19 protein-coding genes are annotated in these 25,890 nt (G+C 56.9%); 2 read left to right on the forward strand and 17 right to left on the reverse strand.

Annotated features, from left to right (window positions below):
- The first annotated feature begins 75 nt into the window (after window positions 1-75).
- A complete protein-coding gene (locus FE784_RS14225) occupies window positions 76-801 on the forward strand; it encodes an SGNH/GDSL hydrolase family protein (protein WP_139602869.1) in 726 nt (241 codons plus the stop codon).
- A 63-nt stretch (window positions 802-864) separates the two neighbouring features.
- Here the strand turns inward: FE784_RS14225 and FE784_RS14230 are convergent, their stop codons facing one another.
- From FE784_RS14230 to FE784_RS14270, 9 genes are all read right to left on the reverse strand, one after another.
- A complete protein-coding gene (locus FE784_RS14230) occupies window positions 865-2,922 on the reverse strand; it encodes a hypothetical protein (protein WP_139602870.1) in 2,058 nt (685 codons plus the stop codon).
- Window positions 2,923-3,094: 172 nt separating this feature from the next.
- Complete coding sequence (locus tag FE784_RS14235; RefSeq protein WP_139602871.1) at window positions 3,095-5,581, reverse strand: tail fiber domain-containing protein; 2,487 nt, start codon at window positions 5,579-5,581, stop codon at window positions 3,095-3,097.
- A 108-nt stretch (window positions 5,582-5,689) separates the two neighbouring features.
- A complete protein-coding gene (locus tag FE784_RS14240) occupies window positions 5,690-7,018 on the reverse strand; it encodes an ABC transporter substrate-binding protein (RefSeq protein WP_176706211.1) in 1,329 nt (442 codons plus the stop codon).
- Between the two features lie 549 nt (window positions 7,019-7,567).
- A complete protein-coding gene (locus FE784_RS14245) occupies window positions 7,568-8,401 on the reverse strand; it encodes a helix-turn-helix transcriptional regulator (protein ID WP_139602873.1) in 834 nt (277 codons plus the stop codon).
- 151 nt (window positions 8,402-8,552) lie between these two features.
- A complete protein-coding gene (locus FE784_RS14250) occupies window positions 8,553-10,310 on the reverse strand; it encodes a hypothetical protein (RefSeq protein ID WP_139602874.1) in 1,758 nt (585 codons plus the stop codon).
- 91 nt (window positions 10,311-10,401) lie between these two features.
- Window positions 10,402-11,691, reverse strand: a complete 1,290-nt coding sequence (locus tag FE784_RS14255) for an ABC transporter substrate-binding protein (protein ID WP_139602875.1) — start codon at window positions 11,689-11,691, stop codon at window positions 10,402-10,404.
- 879 nt (window positions 11,692-12,570) lie between these two features.
- Window positions 12,571-13,560 (reverse strand): NAD(P)-dependent oxidoreductase, encoded by a 990-nt coding sequence (locus FE784_RS14260; RefSeq protein ID WP_218103775.1) that lies wholly within the window; start codon window positions 13,558-13,560, stop codon window positions 12,571-12,573.
- A 1-nt stretch (window position 13,561) separates the two neighbouring features.
- The gene (locus tag FE784_RS14265; protein ID WP_176706212.1) at window positions 13,562-14,401 is read right to left on the reverse strand and encodes a DUF6807 domain-containing protein; all 840 of its coding nucleotides are present in this window, start codon (window positions 14,399-14,401) and stop codon (window positions 13,562-13,564) included.
- Window positions 14,386-15,528, reverse strand: coding sequence for a Gfo/Idh/MocA family protein (locus tag FE784_RS14270; RefSeq protein WP_139602877.1), 1,143 nt, complete (start codon window positions 15,526-15,528; stop codon window positions 14,386-14,388). The genes FE784_RS14265 and FE784_RS14270 overlap by 16 nt, the downstream gene beginning before the upstream one ends.
- A gap of 156 nt (window positions 15,529-15,684) precedes the next feature.
- On the opposite strand from FE784_RS14270, the gene FE784_RS14275 reads away from it, so the two are divergent.
- On the forward strand, window positions 15,685-16,872 hold the full coding sequence (locus FE784_RS14275) for an AraC family transcriptional regulator (RefSeq protein ID WP_139602878.1): 1,188 nt from the start codon (window positions 15,685-15,687) through the stop codon (window positions 16,870-16,872).
- Window positions 16,873-16,986: 114 nt separating this feature from the next.
- Here FE784_RS14275 and FE784_RS14280 read toward each other — a convergent pair whose 3' ends face one another.
- The 8 genes from FE784_RS14280 to FE784_RS14315 form a co-directional block, all read right to left on the reverse strand.
- On the reverse strand, window positions 16,987-17,808 hold the full coding sequence (locus FE784_RS14280) for an AraC family transcriptional regulator (protein ID WP_139602879.1): 822 nt from the start codon (window positions 17,806-17,808) through the stop codon (window positions 16,987-16,989).
- 156 nt (window positions 17,809-17,964) lie between these two features.
- A complete protein-coding gene (locus FE784_RS14285; protein ID WP_139602880.1) occupies window positions 17,965-19,977 on the reverse strand; it encodes a methyl-accepting chemotaxis protein in 2,013 nt (670 codons plus the stop codon).
- 452 nt (window positions 19,978-20,429) lie between these two features.
- Window positions 20,430-20,699: a DUF1294 domain-containing protein gene (locus tag FE784_RS14290; RefSeq protein ID WP_139602881.1), complete on the reverse strand. Its 270-nt coding sequence runs from the start codon at window positions 20,697-20,699 to the stop codon at window positions 20,430-20,432.
- 1 nt (window position 20,700) lies between these two features.
- Window positions 20,701-21,174: a RidA family protein gene (locus tag FE784_RS14295; protein WP_139602882.1), complete on the reverse strand. Its 474-nt coding sequence runs from the start codon at window positions 21,172-21,174 to the stop codon at window positions 20,701-20,703.
- A 26-nt stretch (window positions 21,175-21,200) separates the two neighbouring features.
- The gene (locus FE784_RS14300) at window positions 21,201-22,784 is read right to left on the reverse strand and encodes an N-acyl-D-amino-acid deacylase family protein (RefSeq protein WP_139602883.1); all 1,584 of its coding nucleotides are present in this window, start codon (window positions 22,782-22,784) and stop codon (window positions 21,201-21,203) included.
- A 24-nt stretch (window positions 22,785-22,808) separates the two neighbouring features.
- Window positions 22,809-23,906, reverse strand: a complete 1,098-nt coding sequence (locus tag FE784_RS14305) for an alanine racemase (protein ID WP_139602884.1) — start codon at window positions 23,904-23,906, stop codon at window positions 22,809-22,811.
- Between the two features lie 38 nt (window positions 23,907-23,944).
- Window positions 23,945-24,697 (reverse strand): SDR family NAD(P)-dependent oxidoreductase, encoded by a 753-nt coding sequence (locus FE784_RS14310; RefSeq protein WP_139602885.1) that lies wholly within the window; start codon window positions 24,695-24,697, stop codon window positions 23,945-23,947.
- Window positions 24,698-24,722: 25 nt separating this feature from the next.
- Window positions 24,723-25,703, reverse strand: coding sequence for an AraC family transcriptional regulator (locus FE784_RS14315; RefSeq protein WP_139602886.1), 981 nt, complete (start codon window positions 25,701-25,703; stop codon window positions 24,723-24,725).
- Window positions 25,704-25,890 lie beyond the last annotated feature (187 nt).

Consider the following 25,890-nt stretch of genomic DNA (forward strand, 5'->3'; position numbering starts at 1 on the left):
TGCAACGACAAGGACCTTCCCTTAGGTTAAAATGATGAAGTGAACGTAGCATAAGCGAATGGGAGGAACAAGCGCATGTACGAGTTTACGAGACTATACGGCCGGCTGCAGGAAAAAGCGGATAACCCCGCCGCCCGACCGGTTATTTATGTAGCGATCGGAGACAGCGTCACGCAGGGCTGTATGGAAGACGGCGTAGTCGAGCACGAGCAAGTATACCACCAGTTGTTAAGGCTGCGCGTGGCCAAGCGATATCCTTCCAGCATCTTCAACGTGATCAACTCGGGAGTATCCGGGGACAGCGTCTCCCGGTCCAGAGGAAGGTGGCAGCGGGACGTCCTGTGCTACAATCCCGACCTGGTGACGATCAAGTTCGGCCTGAATGACGCCCATGGCGGAGTAAAGGGAATCGAAGCGTATATCGGCGCCATCCGCGACCTCGTCCGACTCGTCAAGGAAGAGACGGAAGCCGACATCCTCCTCATTACCCCAAGCATGATGATGAAGCGGGAGAACGGGCTCATATCGCCCGGCCACGAGCATCACATTCCGACTTTCAAGGCCTTGTACGAAGCCGGTCACCTGCTCCGGTATGTCGAAGCGTTGCGGGCATTCGCTTCGGCGAGCGGTCTGCCGCTGCTCGACGTCTACGCCATGTGGGAGAAGATGGAGGCGGACGGCGTGGATATACACACCCGTCTGTCCAACGGCATCAACCATCCCGACCGACTGTTTCACGAGCAATTCGCCGAAGCGCTGGAGGAAGCGCTGTTCGCGGGAGCGACTCGATCCGATTCATAACGTCGGAGCAAAAGGGCGACCGAGCCGGAATGACCGGCACGGCCGTCCTTTTGCGTACCGTTGTCAAGCGTCGGCCAAACATAGGAGACCGTTATGATAAGCTTGCGCGTCTTCCAGCCGATCGAACTGGACCGCCTGCCAGTCGGCCACGCGTACGACGGAAGCCGCGGTCGCGGCCGAGAACGTCAGCGCGATCCGGTTCGTGCCGTTCGCCACCACTTTCGCAAGCGTCGATATGCAGCGCCAACGCGCCTGGATATCCGCTCCGAAGTCGTTGGTCAGCAGAATTCCGCCCGATTGCTTGAAAGCCGTCTTCACATCGCCGGATACGTTCTTGACATGAACGCTCGCGACGATATATTTCCCGGGCGTCAACGTGTATGGAGAGGTCATCGTTACGGTAGTTGCGGCGGGAATCGTATATTCGGCGCACGAAGCGGCCACAACGCCGTCTGCGACTTGCGTCGACGTAATGGACGGGTGCGATGCGCTAGGGATGGACGCGGTTCCGCCGAACGACCGGTGCTGCGCGTCGGCTCCGAAATCCTGGCGTGACGCCGCGACGCGCAGCGGCGTCCAAGCCCCGCCCCGGGCGGTTTTATGCGGCGCTCCGATCGAGGTGACGAGCATATTTTGCGGGCGGCCGTATTGGGAATTGTCCCGCTCCGACATCAGCACGCTGTCCGCGTCTACGGATACGCGCAGCCGGGTCACCCCGGTAATATCGGATAGCTGGCATTCCGACATTTTCAAGGAGGAGTTGATCAGTTCGATCGATTCCATCAAAAGCCCGGACAGCGTCGCATTGCGGACATTGGTCAAACTGATTTCATACGGAACGCGCATCGTCCCGTCGATATTTACCGGAGCCCCCGGAGTCGTCGTTCCCGCCACCCGCTCGAACCAGCCTCCGCGAAAATCGATACTGCCCGTCGCGATGCCGTTCGTATTGCCGCCGGTAGTAAGCATGCCGAAACCGTTTACATATTCGGTCAAACAGCCGTCGAAGACAAGATCCAGAGAGGAGCCGGAGCGGGTGGACATATCGTAGCGGTAACACGCTTTGGCTATGTTCGGCCCCATGTGGCAGCGGATGTAGTGGTCGTTCCCTTCGTGCATCGACGGATCGGCATTGACCGCGGTCGACCATACGCCATAATCGGATGCGATTACGGTCAGCTCGCGGAATACGTTGCCGATATTGCCTTGAGGCTTGCGGACGGCCGCCAGGCAGTTGGCGAACAAAATGCGCGCGAATTCGTACCGGCCTACGAATCGGCCGTCCGCGGGGGAATCGGCCAAGGTCGGGTAAGAGATCGCCGCGGCGCCGCGATTGATGCCGTCGTAGCGAAAGTCCCCCACGAACCGCCAGCGCCAGTCCCCCGTCGGAATCCGCCTGTTCAAAGTAATGGCCGGGATCGAGGTGACCGCCGGAGTAATAACGGTACCGTAGCCGTTGCCCTGCAGGCCGCCGGGAAGCAGTACATTAAACTTGTACGTTCCGTCGCCTAGCCGGAGGGTCGAATCCGGATCGGACGAATCGATGCAGGCTTGGATCGCTTCCGTATCGACTGTCGCCGGCTCGTAAGGCTTCGCCCCGAAATCGTCCGCGGTATACGGCACCGTGCCTCCTCCCCTGCATCTTAGCCAGCAGCCGCTGCCCGTGCCGGAATGGGCGTACCACGCCTGTCTCTGAGTCTGGGACGACCAGTCGGACGGAAATGGCGCCGACGGATCGACGATGCTTCCGCCGTTATGCAGCGTTCGGCCAATCGTCTCGTCGTATACGAAGATCTCCCCGCCAATGACGCTCCCGGCATGATAACCTGCCAATCCTGCTACCTTTCCGTGCTCGTAAGGCAGGGTCAGCAAATCGGCCATATAAAGCGCCGACTCGCCGTAAGCGGCTGCATACACCGATCCCGATACCGTCAGCGCGCTCCCCTGGACGGGATACAGCGTCCCGAAGCCTGCGCCGCAGGCCGCCGCCGCAATCCCCGCCGTACCGATCGTCTGCAGCAGCCTTCTTCGGCTCAACGACTGCTCCCCGCTCCAATTTGCTTGTTCCGCTCCCGTCTCTGCTTCCACGACATTCCCGTTTTCATGGTTACGATCCGTCATGAGTCACTCTCCTTAGTGAGCTAGAATTGCGTTACGAATAACTCTCCTGATGCCGCCTTCCGTCTCTCGCCATTTACCCCGACAATTGCAATCGCTTTCTTTTCCCGGTACTGAAGCTTAGCTAAATTATCCCGCACCGGAACCCTAGCGAGAAGCAAGGAATGAGCGTTTGCTATTGCACAAATTTCCTCCTAATCGCTTCCAGCAGTATATTTTGCCATTCGTCGTACCGAACCCGCCACAGATCGCCGAGATTCGCCCCGCCGACGTTCATGTCGATCGGCTTCCCGCTGTCGTCGGTAAAGATGTCGCGGCACAAAGCGCCGCAATGGTCGATGGACGTCACTTTTCCCAGTTCAGTGAGAAACCGCTCCGTAATGACGATCCCATAATGATAGCGGTCGGATTCGTTCTTGATCAATTTGTACTGGACGATCTCTGTGTTCAGCACGAAATCGCAAAGCGGCTGCGGGATACTGCCCCAATCCTTTTTGATTCTGGCGTCGGATCCGACGATGGGAGCGTTCACGATATAAAAATTGGAAATTCTCGTTCCCGACGAGCCCAGATTGGACCCGCCGTCGGCTCTCGGCTCCAGCCTTACCGTTCCGCCGCCGGCATACAGCCGCCACCCGGTCGCCGTTCCCGTATCCAAGTGCAGCTGATCTGCGGCATGCACGGACATGGTGTACGTATTGGGCGTCTTGATTCCGCCGACCTCAACGCCGTCGATCTTGGCTTTCAAAACAGATGAACCGGATTGAGTGTTTAGCTCCAGCGCCGGATTGACTGTCCTTGAGTGTAGAATGTTCGGGTATAAGTCACAGCCTGCGACCGTGCTGGTGCCTCTTATGGAATCGTTGCGGAAAAGGGGCGGCGCAAGGACGGTTTTGTTTTCTTGCCGGAAATTCAGAACCGAGCAGTCGCGACCGCCAATGTAGAAAGGAGCGATTACGGCCGTTGTCGGTCTTCCGTCGACATTCGCGGCATTCTGGTACAGGGTCGAGTTGATGACCAGCGCGCAGCTCTCCGTCTTCACTCTGAAGGCGGAATCGCCGCAGAAAAATCCTATTCCGCCGTTAGGAAGTCCGTCGGCAAGCAAAATTTCGCCGGCTTGCGTATAATCCTTTCTGGACGGCGAATCGGATTGGCACATGTTGACGTGATTATTGGAAGCGTTTACGAGAAATCCGATCCGTTGCTCCCTGCCGCCTGACGTGCCGGGATCCTTGCCGTTCGCGTAATAACCGGACCACCCGTGAATAAAGGACAAATGGTTGGAGCCCCCGTTGACTTCCGTACCGATAGGGTTAAAAATCGTAACGCCGTTCGTATAGTGCCCATCGCCGGCATTGACAACGAGCCCTTTGGCGTTCTCGTCGCAATTGGCCGAAGAAACCAAGCGGAAATTGTTTAGAAACAGCTCGTATCCGGGCGCGTTGTTCGTAAAGCAATCCTTCTTCGTGTTGTATACATAGACGGTGTCCCATACCGCACCGTAAATATGGCTGATCTCGATCCCTTTGCAATTGAGGTTGTTTCCGTCAACCACTATGTCTTTGGCGTTGCCGACGAAGTAACTGCCGTTCGTTTTCAATACGGCCCCGCCGGTCCATGTGCCGATAGCGCGAACGTAAAAGGCATCCACGCTTACATTGTTTTTTAATACGACGGATGAAGACACCGCCGCTACTTTGCCGCCCGTCGTTACGGTATACGAGGCGTAGTTCCGGTTTGGCGAGGATGAAGAGTTGCCGGCACCCATGGAAAAAGAATCTATCGCTTTTTGCACCTGCAGCACATCGTCAGTCGCACCATCGAGAATCGCGCCCCAGCCGTATACGTTGCCTATCTCCCTCGCCTCGTGCCTATCTGACGGCAGAAACTCGTAAGTGCCTTTGTCGGTTACGACGTCATAACCCGAGAATGGGTTAGGGGCGATCGACACGACGCTGTGGGTGTTGGCCGCGAAATTGCCGCTCTTCTCCCATAGATAGAGAAGGCCGTATTCCGAACGCAACCGGCTGACACCCGCAGGAATCGGGTTGCCGACCTTTACCATGGCATCGGAATTGGACGGGAATATAATTCCCCGGCTCATTTCCTCGGCCACTTTATTCTCGCGAACGCCGGACACGAACGTCACATCAACGGCTGTTCCGTTCACCGTAATCGCGACGACTCCATTCATATCTCCGCCTATGGCGGTAATTCCACCCGTTACCGGCGACAGCGACTGATAGGTCCTTTCGGTAGTCGAGTTATAGAAGTAGCTGACTCCCGCCACCGTACCCGCGACCAGATAAGCGACCTGGCTAACCGGTACGGAATGAACACGCGCAATGCATGCAAGATCGCAGCAAGCGTCAAGCTCGTTGTTGCCGTTGTTGCCGTTGTTGCCGTTGTTGCCGTTGTTGTATACGTGTCCCGAGACGGTTCCGCTTTTCCCGAATACGACATCCCTCATCCCCGGCATCTCGGCCGCCGCAACCGTCGCTCCTGCCGCTCCGAGCGAAGCGAGCAGCTTTCTTCTGCTCAGTCCGCTATTGGCTTCCCCTTCCCGTTCCGTGAACCTCGCCCCGTCGACGAGGTCATGATCCGGCTTGTTATCCCGCATTCCCATTCCTCCCGCATCGATACGTTTTTGCCGTACGCGCATTGCCCCGGGGTCTCCTATCTCGGTACGCCCGAGGCAATGCCAACTACTTCCGATTTCAAAGCACGTCGGCTGTCAAACGCAATTCCTGGCATGATGGCCCGCAGTCGGCTATCTGGCTTTGAGCTCGGCCAACTTTTTGTCCACTTCCTCTTCCGCCCTTTTCAGTCCGCTGTTGACATCGGTATTCCCCTTCAATACTTCCATCAGCTGGTTTTGCACGATCGTCATCGCTTCCCGGTCATAGATCGTAACCGGCGGAATATTCGGGTACGTTTGGTTGAACAGACTTTTCACGTTTTTCCCTTTGGCTGCCGGGTTGTTCTCGAACGCATGCTCCAAAATCGCCTTATCCTTCAGTCCGGTAACCCGTCCGTTCTTGGTCGCCTCCAGCTGCACCTCGGGGTCCGTGCTCAAATACGAAATGATCTGGAAGGCCAGGTCGGCATGCTTGCCGCCTTGCGGCAGGACGAAGCCGTCGGAGAACAATCCCGTATTGACGTTTGGCTTATCCTTGAGAGTCGGATACGTGACCAGATCCCAGCGGAAGCCGTCCTTCTCCGCGCCGACCATGTCGGAATTTTGCAAATACAGGATTTCCGCGATCATCGCCACGTTCCGCGTCTTCAGAAACTCGTCCCGCGTACTTATATTTCGTTGAGCTTGCGGCATCGGCTCGGGGTACGTCCGCTGCATAAGCTCGAACAACGATTTCCAGCCGTCGGTCGCCACTGCCGCTTTCCCCGTCTTGGCGTCGAGATACGGAAGACCCATCTGCATTTGCAAACGATTCAGCGCACCCGGCGGGCGGAAGCCTATATAGTTCACGCCGTTGTCCGGCCGGGTCAGCTTCTTGCCGAGCTCGATAACCTCGTCCCATGTCATATTGTCTTTCGGATATGTGACCCCGAACTTGTCGAAAATGTCTTTGTTGTATTGAAGCGCGAAGGCGAGAACGTTATAGGGCAAATAATACAGGTGTCCCTGATCCGAATACGACTTGATGCTGTCGACCAATTTGGGATCGTATTTGCCGAAATCGAAGCCGTGCTTTTTGGCGAGCGGCGTCAAATCTATCGGCACCTTGAGCGGGGTGAGCAGATGGATATTGGTCAGCCCTTCCCAAATGATATCGGGGACATCCCCGGCCGCGAGCAGCTCTTCGATCGTCGTTCCTTTTTCGTTTTTGACCAGTTGCAGCGTGACGTGAGGAAATTTCTTCTTGACGAATTGGTTGATGTATTTCTCGAAATCGTCCAGCACCGTATGCGCGTAAAACTTCAGCGTTACCGGCTCCACCGGCTTCGTCTGCGCATTGGTTCCCGCCTTCGGATCTTTCCCGTCTTCCGCGCCGTTCTCTTTCTCTTGGGAGCCGCAGCCTGCCGCAAACAGTCCTAGCGCAAGCACTGCGGCGCCGATTCCGATCGTTCTCGCTTTCATTCGAATGTCCCCTTTTGCTCCGCCGACAGGCGGAAGTTCGGATTTTGGTGAAACACGGGTCCGGAGCTGCCGCGCATCAGCCTTTCGGAATATCGCGCGATGACTCGCTCCATAGTTGGCATTGTGAAGCTCGAAAGCTCCGTCGATGGCCGTCCTGTACCTCCCATCCACTCCTTTCGCCGATTTTGTTCCAAGAGCTTCCGGTCGCAGCCTTTTTCTACTTCCTGCTTCCCCCAGGTCCGTATGGCTGATACGCTTGCCGCCAACTGATCCCATTATAAGAAACCGGGCCGCCGCGGGTCTTTAGAGAATATCTCACAAGTTGCCGGAATCGTCGTTCAAGTAACCGCTTTCTCCACCCCGTTTGCACGGCGCGTTTGCATTTTATTGACTTCTTTCGCAAAACCGGAAGCCCGGACACCCGATTCCGCAAAGCCGCGCCAGACAAAATAAAACCTCCACCCCGCTTTCGAGCAAGCGGTTGTGGAGGTATGGACTTCATCGGAGCGGTACTCGCTTATCGGATTGCGCCTTTTTCGGCGATAGCCGCTACTTGGCGCCGCCGCGACCGTTTTTCTGCGCTTCCCGCCACTCACGGGGACTGCTGCCGAACTTTTGCTTGAACAGCCGCGAGAAGTAGTGGATGCTGTTGAACCCCGTCGATTCGGCTATTTGCTGAATCCCCATATCGGTGTTGGCCAAATAACTGACTGCGGCGCTCAGCCTCAGCTTGTTCAAATAATGCATCGGCGTAACGCCCGCCTCGTTCTTGAAAGCCCGGACGAGATACGACGGATTCAGATGCACTTGCTTGGCCAGCGCCGTCAAATCGAGCGGATCGTAATAATTCGTTTCCATTTGCCGGATGAGCCATTGGATCGATTGTCTTGTCGTCTGGTCCTGCTCCTCGGAGGCGTCGATACGCCCCCGAAAATGATGGCGGATTAAGAGCAGCGTTTTCCTTATATCCAGCAGGGCGATTTCCTCATAGAACGAAGCATCGCTTTTGCGGCTTAACAAGGACGATGTCAGCGTATCGAGCGTCTGCTTGATGAGCCGCAGCTCCGCGCAATCGTAGTCCGCCGACCGCTGTAAGCGATTCCATTCGATCGCCTGCTCGACCGTCACGAACGGATCGGATTCCCCGATATCCAGCTCGAGAAACCAGAAGCTTAGCGGAGACGGAAATCGCAGCAAATGGGGCGTGTTCGGCGTAAGCAGAAACAGACTCGGCGAAGGAACCTCATATTCGAGTCCCATCCACTCCAGCACCGTCGTCTCTCCTTGCGTAAAGTACAGCATCTCGCAATAAGGGTGTATGCCGCCGCTTCTTCCCGATCGATCGAGAATCCGGTCGTAGTAGTTGAACGTTCTGATTCGCAAGTGGCTCCCTCCCGTCAATCGCCGTATACGGGAATTATACGGTTACCGGAGTACGCGGGTCAATCGCGCCCGTTCTCAAGCCCGTTTCCGGCGCGATATGCGGCTTCCGACCAGGCGGTCGGACAAACCGGCCGTTCCGGCAAGCTGCCGGCTATAGCTTTATTCTCGCGTCTCCAGCAGACGTCTTGTAAAGTCTGCCTCCGCTCAAGCCTCCCGTTCCCGCCGAAGCGTCGTCCGGATAAGCCGGTACATGAGCCGTCAGGCCGTAATGGACGGAGGCGCCTGAGTAATCGGACAGCAGCGCGGAGGAGCCGATCGCACTCGCGAACCCTTCGATCCGCGTATGATGCTGCCGGTTTTGGATGCTGCAATATACGGTCGTCTTCGCCGCCATGGCCGGCGTCAGCACGAGACCGGAGGTAACTGTGTCCGTAGCCAGACCGAGCTCCGTATCGCGAACTTTCAGATCGTCCGCCTTGCTGGTCGTCACCGTATTCGCGCACGTTCCTACATGCTTGATTCCTTTGAATGCGCAGTTCAACGTGGCGAAGACGTCGTCGGCGATCGTGTCGGCTTCGAAGAAGCGGGTAAACGAGAGCAGGCTGCCGCAATCTCCGATAAACGTTGCGCCGTCGACCGCGACGTTGGACCAGTCGCCCATGAACAGGGAGCCGATCGTCCCGTATGCGGGGTCATTATGCAGCGACAGGCTGCCGATCCGCACATTCGAGCCGCGATCGGATACGAACGCGCCGTGCGGACGGGCGTACGTGACCGCCTTTCCGCAATTGCGGGCGGCCACTCCGCCGACCACGTGCTGCATGTTCACCCCGGGATGAGGGTAGCCGGCCGAGTTCCCGAACAGTCCGATCACCGTCTCGCAGCGTTCGGCCACGAGGCTGTTCACGACGACTCCCGTATCCTCCTGATTCGTTCCCCCGGCGAGACAGAGCGCCATATAGCAATCGATGGCGATGATGCTTCCGATGACCGCTTTCCTTCCTCCGTACAGGCCCGGATTGACGCCGGCCTCGCACGTTACGGCTCTGCCCCCTTTGCGCGACTTGCTGTGCGCCGCATTTTTGACCGTAATGCTGCCCGCATGCCATTCCGTATTGTTTCTGCGCAAGTAGAGCCCGCCCTGGGCCGGGATGAGTCCGCCGTCCACCTTCAGCTCGGTGATATGCACGTTTTTGGCTCCGGGTACGCCGGTAACCGCGCAATCATAAGTTGTTTGCGCGATGATTTTCAACCAATTCGGTCCTCCGAAGGTCGTATTGTTCCACAGCGTAATCGTCTCCCCGATGCCGTATGCGCCGCCGGCCCAATCCAGCACCGCCGTTCCGCCCCCCTGCTTCTTGAGCTGGAGCGCCATCGCCTGCAGCTGCGGATACGAGTCGGTCGCGCCGTCGTCTCCTTTCGCTCCATATCGGGTAGCGAGGAGTCCTCCCGTCTTGCGGATGACGGCGATGTTGCCGTTGACCAATACATGATCGCCGTAGCCGTCCGGCGTACCGGCAAAATCTCCCGGAGCGACGATGTCGTACAACGCTCCGCCGAGCGGACCGAGCGGCGAAGCCGCCCAGCCGGCATAATAGGAGACGGTGCTGGCCAGCTTTCCGGCCGGAAGATCCGCCAGCTTCATCTCCGCCACATGGTCGAAGCCGGCGAGCGGCGAACAGCAGTCGTCCGGATTTTGGCCATATACGGCGTTCATGACGGAATGGACGGGCGGAGACGAGTCCGCCGCTGCCGCAAATCCGCTTCGCTCCCCGAGCATCATGCCTGCTGCCGCGGCGGCTCCCGCGACCGAGAGGGCGGCCAGTACCTCCCTCCGGCTAATCGTGCGGCTTCCCTGTTCGCTGGCGGGGTGTTGCGGCAATAGGTTGTTTTCCGGGTTCGTCTTCATGCTTCGCGTCACGCTCCTTAATCTCTACGTTCGGATCGGGCATTCCCTTATCCGCCGAAATTTTGGAAAGATCGGATTGTCATGCATGCGATCATTTTTTCTTCTGCTGCTCCAGCAGTTTGTCCGCCCTGTCGTTCGCGTCCCTGAGTGCCGAATTGATGTCCTTGCCTGCCAATACTTCAGTCAGCGCTTTGGCCAGCTCGGCCCTGACGAGCGAATCGTAGGCATGGACCTTGTACAACGGCGCCGACGGCAGCTTGAAGATCGCATCCGTATTTTTGCCCTTCAGCGACTGGAGGTTCGCTCCGAACACTTTCTGCGGCTCGAGATCGACGAGACTGGATACGTAGCCGCTGCGGCTGATGTCCATCTGCAGTTCCTTGGAGGTCATATAGGTAATGACTTGGAACGCCGCCTCCTTATGCTTGCTTAGCGAAGAGATGCTCAAATTGTGCGAGTCGACCTGGAACGACTTGCCCGGCACCTGCTCGTAGGTCGGCATCGTGACCATGTCCCAGTTCTGATTGACGCCTTTCTTGTAATTGTCCTCGAAATTGCCGAGAACGTTCCAGAAAGCCGACATCGCCACCGTTCCTTTGTAGAAATCCTGCATGTTGTTGCCCCGGCTGTTGCCCGGTATGCCGTAGATCGTCCTCAGGTTGTCCAGCGCCAGCGCGAACCGCTCCGCCTCCAGATTCGCTTTGCCGTCGGCCTTCACGAACGGGGTCGTCAATTGCGAGACGGCCGAGTACGAATCGCTCGCGTCCAGTCCCTTGTATTGGACGCCGCCGTCCGTCCGCGTTACTTTGGCCGCCAGCTCCCCCGCCTGCTTCCAGGTCATGCCGTCCTTCGGGTAAGCGACCCCGAACTTGTCGAACAAGTCCTTGTTGTAATACAGGACCGCGAAGTTGCGATAGATCGGCAAGGCGTACAGCTCGCCCTTGTCTCCCCACATCTTGATCGCCTCGATGGCGAGCGGGTCGAGCTTCGATACGTCGAAGCCGTTTTTCTTTACGAGCTCGTTCAAGTCCTGGAGCACGTTCAGGTTGATATATTCCGCATACCACGGCGTACTGTTGTAGATCAGGTCCGGGAACGTACCCGCCGCCACGAGATCCTCCGGCAGCTGTCCCTTTTGCCTGAGCAGCGGCTGCAGCGTAATGTGCGGATATTTTTTGCGCACCGCCTCTACGATCAGATCCTGGATCGGAAAAGCGTTCTGCATGTACAGCGTAAGCGTGACCGGCTCCGGAGCGGGCTGCGTGCTCTTGCCGCCATTCGCCGTCTCCTGCCCTTTCGACTCTCCCGCGCTTCCCTGGCCGCAGCCCGTCGTCGCGACCAGCGCCGTCGCGAGCGCCGCTAACGTCCATAAACGTTTCATTGTGATTCCCCCTTGGTTAATCGCTACACCTTAATCATAATGAAACGCCGCCGCGAGGTCTTTAGATGATCCGCACCTATCGTCTACTGTGCCAATTCCGGGAAACCGCTTTCCGCATATCGTCAATCGACCCCGTTTGCACAAAACTGACATGAGCGTCCGACCAGGGGGGCCGGCCCTAGCCGAACAGACAACGGCCGATAATTGCGCCGAGATCAAGCTGGCGGATTTTAATCGCTAACCGCGCATATTGCATGAACGTTTAAACCTTCTTTGTCATATTCGCAGGATGAAGCAGGAGAAAGTCTCGAGTAAGAGCGGTTTGGGGCTGTTATTCGGACTCCCGTCTGCGAAGCTTCCTGCGGAGACTGAAGAGTGGCGCCGAACAGTTGACCCCATCGCAAACCAAATGTACGATGGGGCTGTTGAAAAAGTCTGACAAAGAGAGGAAGCGTCGGAGACAAGAGGTGGGGGAGTGCGCTCTACATCCGTTAACATCGTGTTGTTTTTAAGATTTTAGCGGTTGCAACACGATTTTAAAGTCAACCGCTTCGCTTTCCGCACATATCCCCCATCTCTTTTTTTGTATTTCAAATCTCTCTTTTTGACTTTTTCAACAACCGGAAAATATGCAGTTAAAATTAGAAATAAAGCAAACTTCACCAAAATAAATGGAAAACCTGTAGCTAAATCTCCGCCAAATCGATAAATGGCAAAAACAAGCTAAAATAACTGTACGTTTTCCAGTTAACTACCGCAGCAGGGAACCTTCCACGGGGAATAACTGCATGTAATACAGTTCAATCGATTTAACCCCGGACGATATCAAAAAAAACAGCCGCCACGGCGAGCTTTCGCCGATGACAGCTGCTTGAGTCCTTATTGAAACTGGGCTGCGAGCATCTCCGCCCATTTGAAATTCGCTTCCTTCGTTCTTCCCGCATTATGCGGCGTATGAATGACATTATGCCGCCCGATAAGCGGGTCGTCCATCGGCAAGGGCTCTATGTCGAATACATCCGCGGCGAGGCTGATCTCGTCGGCGAGCACCCTCCTCCTGATCGCCTCCATATCGCATATTCCGGCGCGCGTCGCCAGCACTACGATACAGCCTTGCGGCAACATCCGGATAAGCTCTGCGGTCACGAGTCCCTTCGTTCCCTCTATCAGCGGTACCATCGGGACGAAAATTTCGGCGTCCCGCACCAGTCTCTCCAGGTACCACTCCTTCCGGCTGCCCGCACGGTGAAAGGCCGGCTCCGCGGCATACGGATCCCAGACGGCGACATCGGCTCCCAGCATGCTGACGAAGCTCGCATATCGGCTGGCGATATTTCCCGCACCTACGATGCGCACCCGCTTGCCTTCCACGGTGCCGTTGACGAAGCGGGGATCGTCCCCGAACTGCTGAGCCTCATACTTCCATGGCTCAAGACTCTCGATCATCTCGCGGTGCATTTGCGGAATCCGTCTTAACGCGCATATCGTCAGCCCGAGGGCAAATTCCGAGACCGATTGTCCCCAGTATCCTTCGGAAGGCTGGGCGTACACGCTTACGCCTCTGTCCTTCAGACGCGAATACGCTTCCTCGGGTATCCGGACGGCATAATTGCCGGTGCCGATATAGGCCTCCCGAAGGTTAGGGAATCTGTCCATGCACGAGGCCGTCACCGGAACCGCCAACGATACGAGGCGGACTACTTTCTCGGGAGCCGCAATCGCCTCGGAAAGCTTGCCGGCCCAGCCCGGAGCCAATCGAATCAGCTCGAATTCCCCCGCCCTTCCAAGAAGCTGCCGCAAGCTCTCCGCCGTATAAGGCCACACCTGCTCGAAGTCCGGATGGACGACAATCACATTTTGAATAGTCATGTTACCTCCCGCAAAATGACTTCCACGATCGTTCGATAACGGAAGCCTCGAGTTGTCCGCAAAATACAAGCAAGCGAAACTTGAACGAACGGCTTCGGCCCTGCGCCAGCTTCCATTCTCCGGCGATGCAGCAGCTTGGGCAAATCCCCAGCTGCCCGTCCACGCGCCAAGGAACCGGATGCTCCGGATTGGCGACATGATCCATGATCGCGATTCCCGCCGGACCTTCCCGCCCCTCGATCGGCATGCTCACGGCAACCCAGCGAGCCCGCCGCCCTTCCGCTTCGGCATTTCGCAACCCTTCGCTGCTGTATACTTCGCCGCCTGCTTCGTTGCGATACGGCATTCGAAGAAACAAGCCTCCATAGGGAGATTGCCCGAAGGTCAAATCGATTTCCGCGGATAGCCGCCAATTCAGATCCATTTCATAACGATCGCCAAGGTCTATAAAGGACCATGCCTGCTCCTCCAGCAGCATCGGAGACCCGGAAGGGTCGCGCCATTCCGCTTGAACCGTCCAGGACGCCTGATTGCCGGCGGTCCGGACATGTTCGATCGGGAGAGGGTGAAACGAGCCGTCGCGATCTTGATTTCCGCCGAGCCCCTCGCTCCAAAACCCGATGCCGTTAACCGCGTTCAAGCCAACGTAAAGACCATGCTGCCAAGGATGGTGAGACGGCGCGTCCTCGGTCAGAACGCCTTTCCCGTCCGGGGCCGAGATCGGATGAATATGGGGTCGCTTATTGCTCTCCGCATGCTGAACCATTAAAGGTTCGGATTGATCTTCCCGGTATATCCGCAAGCTGCCGGGCAAGGATTCCATTCTCAGCGTATTGGACATCGCGCTCGCTCCTCGATTTGGCCTGTTGTTCCGAAATGAGGCAGTTGGACCGTAACGCCCCGGTTCATGGCCGATTCGTGCGCGCATAAGCCGGCGCTTGTCCAATTCGCGGAAGTATAGACATCGGGAAACGGCCTCCGTTCCTCGATGATGCTCATTACGAACTCATGAGCCAGATGAGGGTGAGAGCCTCCGTGTCCGCTTCCCTGAGTGAAGGAAAGATGTCGGTTCTCCGACGCGTCGTAAACCCCTTGCATGGTGAATTTACGAATTTCTTTCGGCAGTCTGTCGGCGTAATCCGGAATCCGCACGCGCTCACCGGTCTCGCCGGCAAACAAGACCGGCGCTTCCCGCTCCAGCTGCTGCCATTCGAAGCTCATCCGGTCTCCGTACACGTTAAAGCTCTCCACATATTCTCTGGAAGTTTCAAAAAGGGAGCGTGTAACCTCCATGGCCAGCTCCGAATCGCGCAACCGGAACAGCGCGGATTCTACCGCGAACGGCGAGCCGTATTTCTCGGCCAACCTCGTCCCGATCCTGCCCGAGCCCAGGCAGTTGACGCTATCCGCCTCCCGGCAGGCCAGCGCAAGCAGCGGACTGACCGCATGCGTCGCATAGTGCATGGGCGGCAATCCTTCCCAATACCCCGGCCACCCGGCCATCTCTTGCTGATGTGCGCCCCGCAGAAATTGAATGCGACCGAGCTTCCCTTGATCCAGCAATTCCTTAACGTAGAAAAACTCTCTCGTATATACGGCCGTTTCCATCATCATGTACTGTTTCCCCGACTGCTGCTGGGCTTCGACGATTCGATGGCAGTCTTCTATCGAGGTCGCCATAGGAACCGTGCAGGCGACATGCTTGCCTGCCCGCAGCGCCGCAATGCTCTGCTCCGCGTGGTCGGGAATCGGCGTATTGATATGAATGGCGTCGATATCCGGATCCAGCAGCATATCCTCGTATCGGCTGTATCGTTTCGGTATGCCGAAATGGTCGGCTATCCGTCCCAGCTTCTCCGCCGAACGTTGGCATACCGCCATCAGTTCGGCATGAGGATGCAGCTGATAGATCGGAATGAATTCCGCGCCAAACCCTAAACCCGCGATGCCGATTTTTAATTTTTTCAACCGAAAGCTCCTCCCTCCCCAACAATACTTATACTATATCCACCGGCGACGGGAAGGTCGATGAGAATTTTCGTACAAATCCTTTGATTTTTTACATTTAATATTTGCGAAAATTATTATACGATAAACCATATAGACAGATAAGAGGAGTATAGAATGAGGAATTTTACAGCAGATGATCCGCATCGGCAAGAAGAGAAGCCGCAGAAGCATGTCGCTCTGTTGATCGAAACCTCCAACGAATATGCGCGCGGACTGCTCGCCGGAATCAAATCGTACATTAGGACGCACCGCCCATGGTCGATCTATCTGGGGGAGCATAGCCGGCTCGGCACGGACTTGTCCTGGTTGAACGACTGGCGAGGCGACGGTATTCTGGCCCGTATCGAGAATAAGGAGATAGCCGAGTATGTCCGGCTTCTGAATGTGCCGACCGTCGATCTGAGCGCGTCGCGCTTGATCCCTGCATTGCCTTGCGTAGAGACTGACGATGAAACGATAGCGGATTGGGCGGCGGAACATTTTGCCGGCCGGGGCTTGCGGCACTATGCGTATTGCGGGGATCCCTCATTCCCCTGGTCCGTTCAACGGGAGAGGCACTTTGAACGGATTGTTCGCCGTAACGGCCACACGATCCACCGCTTTCAGCACGAATCCAAATCGACGGTAATGGAGGAAAGGATGGCGATGGCCCGGTGGGTCGGGCAGCTGCCCAAGCCGATCGGCATCATGGCCTGCTACGATATTATGGCCCATTCGCTGCTGGAGGCATGCCGGATTGCCGGTGTGGCTGTTCCCGACCAGGTCGCCATTCTGGGAGTGGACAACGACGATTTGCTTTGCAACCTCTCTTCCCCGCCGTTATCCAGCATCAGAACGGATACGATGAAAACCGGATACATGGCGGCATCGCTGCTGGACCGCATGATGGCGGGCGAACGAATCGACCCTCAGGTATGGTCCATCCCGCCTCTCGAGGTGGTTACGCGCTTGTCCACGGATGTCGTCGCAGTCGATGATCCTTACGTATCGGCGGCCGTCCAGTTCATTCGCGAGCATGCCTACGAGGATCTGAAGGTGGAGGACGTGCTGCGCGCTATTCCGCTATCCCGCCGGTCTCTGGATCATCGTTTTCGGCAAGCTTTGGGTCGAACCGCTCATGAGGAAATCGTCCAGGTAAGGATGAAGCTCTTGAAACGCCTGCTTACCGAAACGGACTGGACCTTGTCCGTCATCGCCGAGCGACTAAGCTTCAAGCATGCCGAGTACATGGGGGTAGCTTTCAAGAAATTCGCCGGGCTATCGCCTGGAGCTTACAGAGAGAAGCATTCCGGAACACGTTAAGACAGCCCGCGGCCGTTAGGTGCACAGGCTACAGCCTTTTTCGCACATGGACATGGATGTCGTATCCAGCAGCAACCTGCTGCGCAATCAGGCCGGGTGCGAACCCCGTTGGCGCTACTTCCTGTTCGCGAGCCGCCATTGCTGGGGACTGATCCCGTACTTGCGCTTGAACAGCCGGGAAAAATAGTGGATGCTGTTGAAGCCGGTCGCCTCCGCGATCTGCTGCACGCCCATCTCGGTATTGACCAAATAGCTGATCGCCGCGCTCAGCCGCAGCTTGTTCAAATATTGCATCGGCGTGACCCCGGTCTCGTGCTTGAATGCCCGTACGAGATAGGAGGAGTTCAGATGTACCCGGTTCGACAACCGGGTCAAATCGATCGGTTCGTAGTAGCTCGTTTCCATATGTCTCATCAGCGTCTGGATAAAATCCCGGCTCGACTTGTCGCTTGCCTCGTTAACGGTCTGAAGGCGGTTGCGGAGATCGTTTTGAATTAGGCGTACCGTCTTTCTGATGTCGAGCATGACGATCTCCTCGTCGTATCGTTTATCGCCCCGATGCTTGAGCTCCAGCGCCATGCTCAAGGCGTCAAGCGTCTGCTTGATTGGGCGCAGCTCGTCCGATTCGTAATCGGCCTCTTTTTGTAAGCGATTCCAGTGAATCGCCTGCTCGCTCGCGGGAAAAGCATCCTCATCCCCGATATCCAGCTCGATATACCAGAAGCTGAACGGCGTCTGAAACCGGACGATTCGATGGGGCGTATTCGGCGTCAAGACGTACAGGCTCGGCGACGGGACTTCGTATTCGCTCCCCATCCATTCCAATGTCGCCTTTCCTTGCGTCACGTACAAGATTTCGAAGTATGGGTGAATCCCCCCGCTTTTCCCTTTGTAGCCGGAGTGAAACGTATGGTGATTGAACGTTCTGATCTGCATGGCGCTCCCCCCGGAACGATGGTTCTTATCCGTTCGCCCTGTGCTGCGGGCTTCTTACAAGCATTATAGATTTCCGACCGCAAGCGGTCAATCGGCAACAAAGAGCAAAACGGCAAGAAGTCGGAGCTCCTTGCCGTTTCGACGTCTTGTCGCAGCCTACAATTTGAATACTTTGATCAAATCGTTCAATTCGCCCATCAGCTTGTCCAGCGATTGTGCGGAGGAAGCGATGCCCTCCATGATGGCGCTTTGCTCCTCCGTCGAGGCCGCGACGGATTGGGAGTTGTCCGCCGACAGCTTGGAGACGCTCACCATCTCTACGATCGATGCGGTTATTTGTTCGGTACCGGCCGATATTTGCTCCGTTGTGGCGGAAACTTCCTGGATTTGCGCGGAAACGTCGCGGATGGACGTGCGGATGTTCGCAAACGATTCCCCGATTTGCTGCATTTTGCTTATGCCTCCGTTGATCTCCGATACGTTTCTTTGCATCGATTCCACGGCCCCGTTGGCCGACTGCTGAATCAATTGGACGAGCCCGACGATGCTGGCTACCGATTGCGTCGTCTGCTCCGCCAGCTTCTTCACTTCATTCGCGACGACGGCAAAGCCGCGGCCCTGCTCTCCCGCTCTGGCCGCTTCGATAGAAGCGTTCAAGGAAAGCAGCGCGGTTTGGCTCGAAATGTTCGAGATGACATCGACGATTTGCCCGATCTCGTCGGAATGCTTGTAGAGCCGGCCGATTACCGTCGAAGCGTCGTTCGCCGACGTCGCGATCACGTTCATCTGCCCGATCGCCGCCTGAATGTCCACATAACCGTTCTCGACCTCGGAAGATACGATTCCGGTCTGATCCGCTACGATCCCGGACGACTCGGCGATTTTTTGCACGCCCGTCGCCGTCTCCTCCATCGCTCTGGCCGACTGCTCCGCTCCTTGCAGCTGGCTTTCCGCTCCGCTCGCCACCTCCTGGATCGCCGAGGCGATTTGGACGCTTGCCTGAGTGGATTGCTCCGCCGATTCCAGCAGCTCTTTGGAAGCTGAGGCGACATGCGCGATCGTGCCGTTGATTTTGCGTACGATATCCGCCGTCGAATCGACCATCGCATTGATATTGCGACTCATTTGACCGATTTCGTCCTCGGACCGGACAACCAATCTTTCGTTCAGTTCGTTATTCGCCACCTTTTTCATGAAATTCGAAATGGTAACGATCGGCTTCGCTATGTAACGCGTCATGATCAAGGAAATGGCCGTAACGACGACAACGACGAGCAGCAGAAACCAAATCGCGATATTTTGCACTTCTTTTACTTTGGCATACACTTCGCTTGTCGGAACCGTTACGATCAATCTCCATGACGTATCCGGGATCGTATCGTAGTGAGTAATGACTTCTTTGCCGTCGACGCCCGTATAAGTAACGCTACCGCTCGGACTGCCCAGTACTTGCTTGAAAGCGTCCTTGGCTCCGTCGGTCGTCTCGAATTCCTCGACCGTTTTGCCGATTCGGGCCGCATCGGGATGGGTGTAATATTCTCCGGCGCCCGATATGATGTAGCCGTATCCGGTGTCGGCGACCTTGATCGTGGACGTCAGCGCCGCGAACGTATCCGGCGATACCGAGGCGGACAGCAGGCCCATGAATGCGCCGGACTCGTTTAAGATCGGGACGTCGATCGGCAGCACGTATTTGTTCGTCTTCTTGCTGACCACCATGTCGGCGATGACCGGCTGCTTCGTTTCTTTCGTCTTCTTGAAATGATCGCGGTCGGCGATATTGATCGGGACGTTGCTCGTATCGACGCCGTCCCCGCTCGCGTTGATTATGTTAAAAGAAGTTACCTGCTCGTCGCTTTCGTCCAGCACCTTCAGTACGGGAATAATGATGGCCGGATCCGCCGTCCTGAACTCGTTGCGCTGCTTGATGAGCGACTCCATGAAATTGATTTTGCCGTGCATCCATTCAACCAAACGATCGACGTTGGAATTCAGCACGCTGCTGACGACTTTTTCATTTTCCGTTCTGGTTGCGTTTCCGAAATAGTTGATGAAAAACAAGGTAGAGGCTAGCAGCGGAACGATGGCAATGACTAGCATGACGATCGAGTACTTTCTGCGGATGGACATATTCCTTAAGCTCCATTTGGACAATTGCTTGGCTGACATGATCGCTTCCTCCGAAATCCAATGTAGGTTCGTGTATGATCATATCATAATATGTCGAATTTTGTAGATGGTTTTTGTTAAAAATCTCCTATATTTTTGCTAAAACTAGTGTCCCGGTTAGTACGATGATCGCAAAAACCTATTTGGAGATATACGTCCTAGTATCATTAGCGCATATAAGCAATTCGCAAACGGACAGTTACCAATTGAACCGGACAAATGGTATACGCATTAGTTCAGCCATTTATTCCACCGTGACTGGGTACTCCGATATCCTGCTGCCTTGTTCTTCTGGTTCCGCAATGAAGGAATGAACCAACTTTGCGCTTATGCTTGCTGGATGAGGCGAATGCAGCCGATAGCGAACCACCCAGCTGTTCAAACGATCGCAAAAAGAGCCGCTCTCCAGGGAGCGGCTCCATTGTGCACACGATACCGGATATCCGGTTCCTCTATCCGAACGTTTTGATCAACAAGCTCACGCATACGATATTGAGCAGCAGAAGCGCCGGAATGCCGAACGTGAACGAGGCGTGCTTCGTCTTGTGCCGGAATTTCCTCATTCCGATCCAGGCGCCCGCCGCGCCGCCGAGCGCGGCGATCAGAAACAAGCGCTTCTCCGGCACCCGCCGCTCCTTGCGCACGGCCTTCAGCTTGTCGAACCCGAACAGGAAAAAGCCGACGATATTGATGGCAAGCCAATAGAGCAAAATAACGGCCATGTTACGCTTTCAATGCCACGACGATTTCTACCTCGGTAGAGGAGCCGAGCGGCAGCGTATGAATGCCGAGCGCGGCCCGGGCATGCTTGCCCGCATCTCCGAACACGTCGACGAGCACTTGGCTGCCCGCGTTCATAATGTCCGGATGCTCGGTTACTTCCTCGGTGCAGCTCAAATATCCCGTTACTTTGACAATCTGCTCGACCGAGTCGAGCCCGACTTCGCGGTCCAGCGCCTTCAGGCAGTTCAGCACGGAGAAGGCCGCTGACAGCTTGCCCTCCTCGATCGACACATCCGCGCCGATGCGGCCCTTGAACTTCAACTCGCCCGCCGAGAACGGAACATTGCCGGATACGTATGCGTAACGGCCATCCACCCGCACCGGCAATACGAGCTTCGGCTCCTTGACTGCAGGCGACTCCTTCCACCCGAGAGATAATCCGACTTGCTCGAATCGTTCAGAAACGTTTGCCATTTTATGGCCTCCTCTAGTTTGATCGATTATTGGACTATGCGTCCGAAGTTGCCAGGCACGATTTCGCCGCCCTTGACGGCAAACCGGCCGTTGACCAGCACGTGCTCGACTCCCTCCGGCTGCAAGCGCGGTTCGGAGAACGTAGCCCGGTCGCGTATCCGCGACGGGTCGAATATTGCGATATCGGCGTAGTAGCCTTTCGCCAGCTTGCCCCGGCGATCGATGCGGAACCGTTCGGCCGGGTATGCGGTCATTTTCCGGACGGCCTGCTCCAGCGACAACCAACCGCGGTCGTATACGAATTCGCGGAATATTTTCGGGTATGTGCCGAAGCCTCGCGGATGCGGACTAACCCCGGCATAGATGCCGTCCGTGCTGACCATATGAAGCGGATGCTTGAACGAATCTTCCAAATAACCATACCGCTCCTCGGGCCAATGGAAAATCATGAGCGACGGATACTCGGTATGGACGATCAGATCGCATACAAGGTCGGTCAACCCGATGCCGAGCTGCTCGCGGACTTCGCCGATCAGCTTCCCTTCCCAATCCCGGATTGAGGCGATCCAGTCCGGCGCCGGGACGGAGCCGTTCTCTTCGGCCCGCGGCCTGCCGACCGACGCAAAGCGGACCCGGTCCAGCGGGAAAGCTTGCTCGACGTGGCCGGCGATCCTTTCCCGGAAGCTTTTGCCGGACAACCGCTCCCGCACTTCCCGGGGATTCCCCTCCTGGGCGTAGGGAGGCAAATTGAGCAGCAAATGCGTGCTCCCCGCCGGATAAGGATACATGTCGAACGTAATGTCCGCGCCTTGAGCCGCACCCCGCTCCAGCTCGGACGCCGCCATCGGATCGATCGTCAGATGGGAAATATGGACGGGGATGCCCGCTTGTACGCCGATGGCGAACGTCTCCTCGCAGCCTGTCCGGATATTGTCGGCATAACCCCGTTGATGAGCGACGTAAATGCCGCCGTATTCGGCCACGGTTCTCGACAGCGCGACCAGCTCGCGAAGATCGGCTCTCCGCATCGGCTCGTATTCGAGCCCGGTGGCGAACGCCTTCGCCCCGCGCTCCATCCATTCCCGGGTAATAGTCGACATTGTGGCGATCTCCGCATCGCTCGCGGGCCGCGTCTCCCAATTCAGGACGGCCTGCCGGATCGAGCCGTGAGGCACCTGCAGCACGAGATTGGACGGGATGCTGCCGCGGAACAGGGCCAGCAAATCGTCGATAGACATCGCCCTCGACGCGTCGATGCAATCGTCCTCGTAAAACGTCGCCAAGTAATCCTTCATTTCCTTCAGCTGCTCCCCGTTCAGCGGCGCCCAGGAAAACCCGTCGGGCGAGGCGAGCTGCGTCGTCACGCCCATCCGCAGCGGAGCGTATCGATCCGGTCCGCCGAGCAGAGCCAGCTCCGAATGCACATGGACGTCGATAAAGCCGGGACATACGACCAAACCTTCCGCATCGACGATTTCCCCGGCTTCCGCGCCGTCCAGATTGCCGATGGCGGCGATCTCGTCCCCGACGATGCCGATATCTCCTTTCACCCGCGACGCTCCCGTGCCGTCTACGATCCAGCCATTTTTAATCAGCTTGTCAAATGCCATCCGACTCGCGCCTCCTCCGATTAATTACCGGTTCTTTCCTCTGCCCAGAACGGGAATGACGGTCTCCAGCTCGCCGTTCCGGAAGCCGAACAGCTCATCGGCCAAATTGATCGACGGGCATATATGATTCGGAATGATTCTCAGCACGTCGCCGATCCGCAGGTCGGAGTCTCCCGTCACTTCGATCGTCCCGTGCTCCTCGGACAACGACCTCAGCGTCACATTCGGATGCCCGATCACATGCCCGTGGCCTCCATGCTTGAAAGCGTCAGCCGCAAACGTTTTGCTTCCGGCATCGATAATGATCCGGTTCGGCGTCGGTCGCGCCACCACGGTAGCCACGACCGTCACGGCGCAATCCTCGACCTCCGCTCCGCCGGCGGCCATCACGAACCGGTCGTTGAACGCGTACATGCCCGGACGCATTTCCGTCGCATGCGGAATATCGCGGATAAAGCGGGCCGTCGCGCTCGCGCCGACGCTGATTTCCGGCACTTCCACACCTTGCTTGGCCAACTGCAGACGCGCCTCGTTCATCAGCTCCGCATCTTCGATCGCAATCGCCTTAATCTCTTCCTCCGTCGGTTTCGCATATGCGTGTCCGGTGTGGCTCATCAGTCCGCGCAGTTCCAAATAGGGCAGCTTGGCGATTTCGAGAATCGGCCCTATGCTTTCCGAGACCTCTCTGCCCATCCGGTGCAGGCCGGTGTCGACGTCCGCATAGATCGGGATTCGCCGCTTGTGCGCCTCCCCGACATCGTTGATCCCCTTGGCGACGGCAATGTCGTCCAAGCCGACGGTCAGCTTCGCCCGGCCGAGCAGGTCGCTGAACCGCTTCAGCTTGTTCCTCCCGACGAGCGGAAATGCGATGAGGATATCGTCGATACCGTGCTCGGCCATCACCTCGGCCTCACCCAGCTTGGCTACCGTTATGCCGGCAGCGCCGTATTCGAGCTGCTTCTTCGCGATGTAAGGGCTCTTATGCGTCTTCGTATGGGGACGCAGCTTGACGCCCGCCGCTTTGGCCAGAGCCGCCATGTTTTGCAAATTGCGCTCCAGCACTTCGAGATCCAAAGCAAGGAACGGCGTATCCGACAACAATTCGAACTGTTCGTTAATCATCCTATCGGCTCCCTATCGATTGATTATCCATCGAAACATTAGATGATCGACCAGCCCGAATCGACCATCAGCGCTGTCCCCGTAACGAAGCCGGACTCGTCGCCGGCCAAATAGACGGCCGCGGAAGCGATGTCGTCGGGCGTTCCGTAACGCCCGGCAAGCGTCTTGGCCATGCGCAGCCGACGCAGCTCCTCGGTGTCGTCGGAGCGGGTCGAGGGCGTGTCGATGATGCCCGGGCAAATGGCGTTGCAGCGGATGCCGTCCGGCGCGAAATCGACCGCGATCGATTTGCACAGCTGAATGACGCCGGCCTTGGCCGTCATATAGGACGCGTTGTTGTAAAAGGCGACGACACCGCCTACGGAGGAGGTGTGGACGATCGAGCCGCCACCCGTCTTCTTCATGAGCGGGATGGCATGCTTGCTGCATAGATACGGGGCCGTCAACGTAACCGCCATGCACCGGTTCCACTCTTCGAGCGTCGTCTCCTCGGCGTTTTTGGGAGCCGCCCAATACGCGTTCGTGCTGAGGATGTGCAATCCTCCGTGCCGCTCGCCGACTTGACGGAACAGTTCGGCGATTTCCCGCTCCGAACCGACATCCGTCCGGCATGTCTCGCACTTGCCTCCGGTACGGCGGATCTCCTCTTCGATCTCGCGGGAAGCCCCCTCGTTCACGTCTGCCAAGACGACCAACGCCCCTTCGCGGGCGAAACGTTTGGCGATTCCGGCTCCGATCCCCGAAGCCGCACCCGTCACAACGCATATTTTATTCGACAGCCGGTTCCCCATTTCCTGTATTCACCGCTTTCTCAAACTAATTTCCTTGTTTCGTATCGCCCGTCTTGGCGCCGAACGCGAGCGTATCCGTCCAGTACGGCTGCCCCCGATCGTCCCCGGCGCGGGATTCGCCGGCCCGGGCCTGAACGGACTTCGCATACTCGGACGGAGTCATGCCTCCGTACTTCTTGAACGCTTTGGAAAAATGGTGGATGCTGCCGTAGCCGAGCAGACGGGCGATTTCCGTGAAATTGTGCTGCTCCTCGCGGACGAGCATTTTGGCCTGTTCCACCTTGAGACGTTTGAAATATTCCATCAGCGGGTAGCCTGTTCGTTTCTTGAACAGCCGGGTAATGTGCGTCTTGCCTACATTGAACGATTCGCATATCGCGTCCAAGGACAGATCCTGGTCCAGCCTGTCTCGCAAAAACGCGGTCACGCTCCGAACGAGGTCGCGCTCGCGCTTTTCCTTCGGCACGAACAGCAGCTTCTCCCCCGGCTCCTGCCCGCCATGTGCGCGGCGGATGAGATGGATCAGCAATATTTCCAGGTAGCTCCGCAGCAATTGCTCGCAGCCTTCCGGGGCGCCGGACTGGCGCTCGATCGTATGCGCGTCCGGTACGTGGTAAGGCGGCGCGAATGCCCGGAAGCCTTCCTTGACGATTTGCGCGAGCATGCCCCGCTCGCTCTCGTTCAAACGGAAATGACGGTTCGCCAAATGCTCCAGCACCGGGGAACCGCTTTCGAATGCGATATCGAACAGATTGGAGGCGGTAACCCGGTTGGCGGACAGCCGATGATACGCGTTCGGCTTATACAGCATCACGTCTCCCTGCTTCAGCTCGTACTGCACATCGTCGACGTGGACGATCACCTCGCCCTTGTCGACGTAGAACAGCTCCCAGAAATCGTGCTTCTCGCCGTGGAACACGTAGTCTTTCGTAAATTCGAAGTAATGGAACGAGAACAGTTGATCGACGTTAATATAATTCCGCAGCCGGATGCCGGTGTAATTCAAAGATAGCCTCCTTCCCGGCCGGACAGCCTGTCGTCATTCATGCCCGCTTTCCTCCATTATACATGCCCCCTCCCCCCGCCTGTCGCGCATTTGGCGAAAAAGAACAAAAAAAATGCGATTTCAGACAAAGCAACATCGCTTTCGATCGTCTTATAATGCAAGATGTAAGCATTTACGCACCGTCCTG

Origin of the sequence: Paenibacillus hemerocallicola (genome assembly GCF_006265175.1) — a bacterium.
In the GTDB taxonomy this organism is placed as follows: Bacteria; Bacillota; Bacilli; order Paenibacillales; family NBRC-103111; genus Paenibacillus_AB; species Paenibacillus_AB hemerocallicola.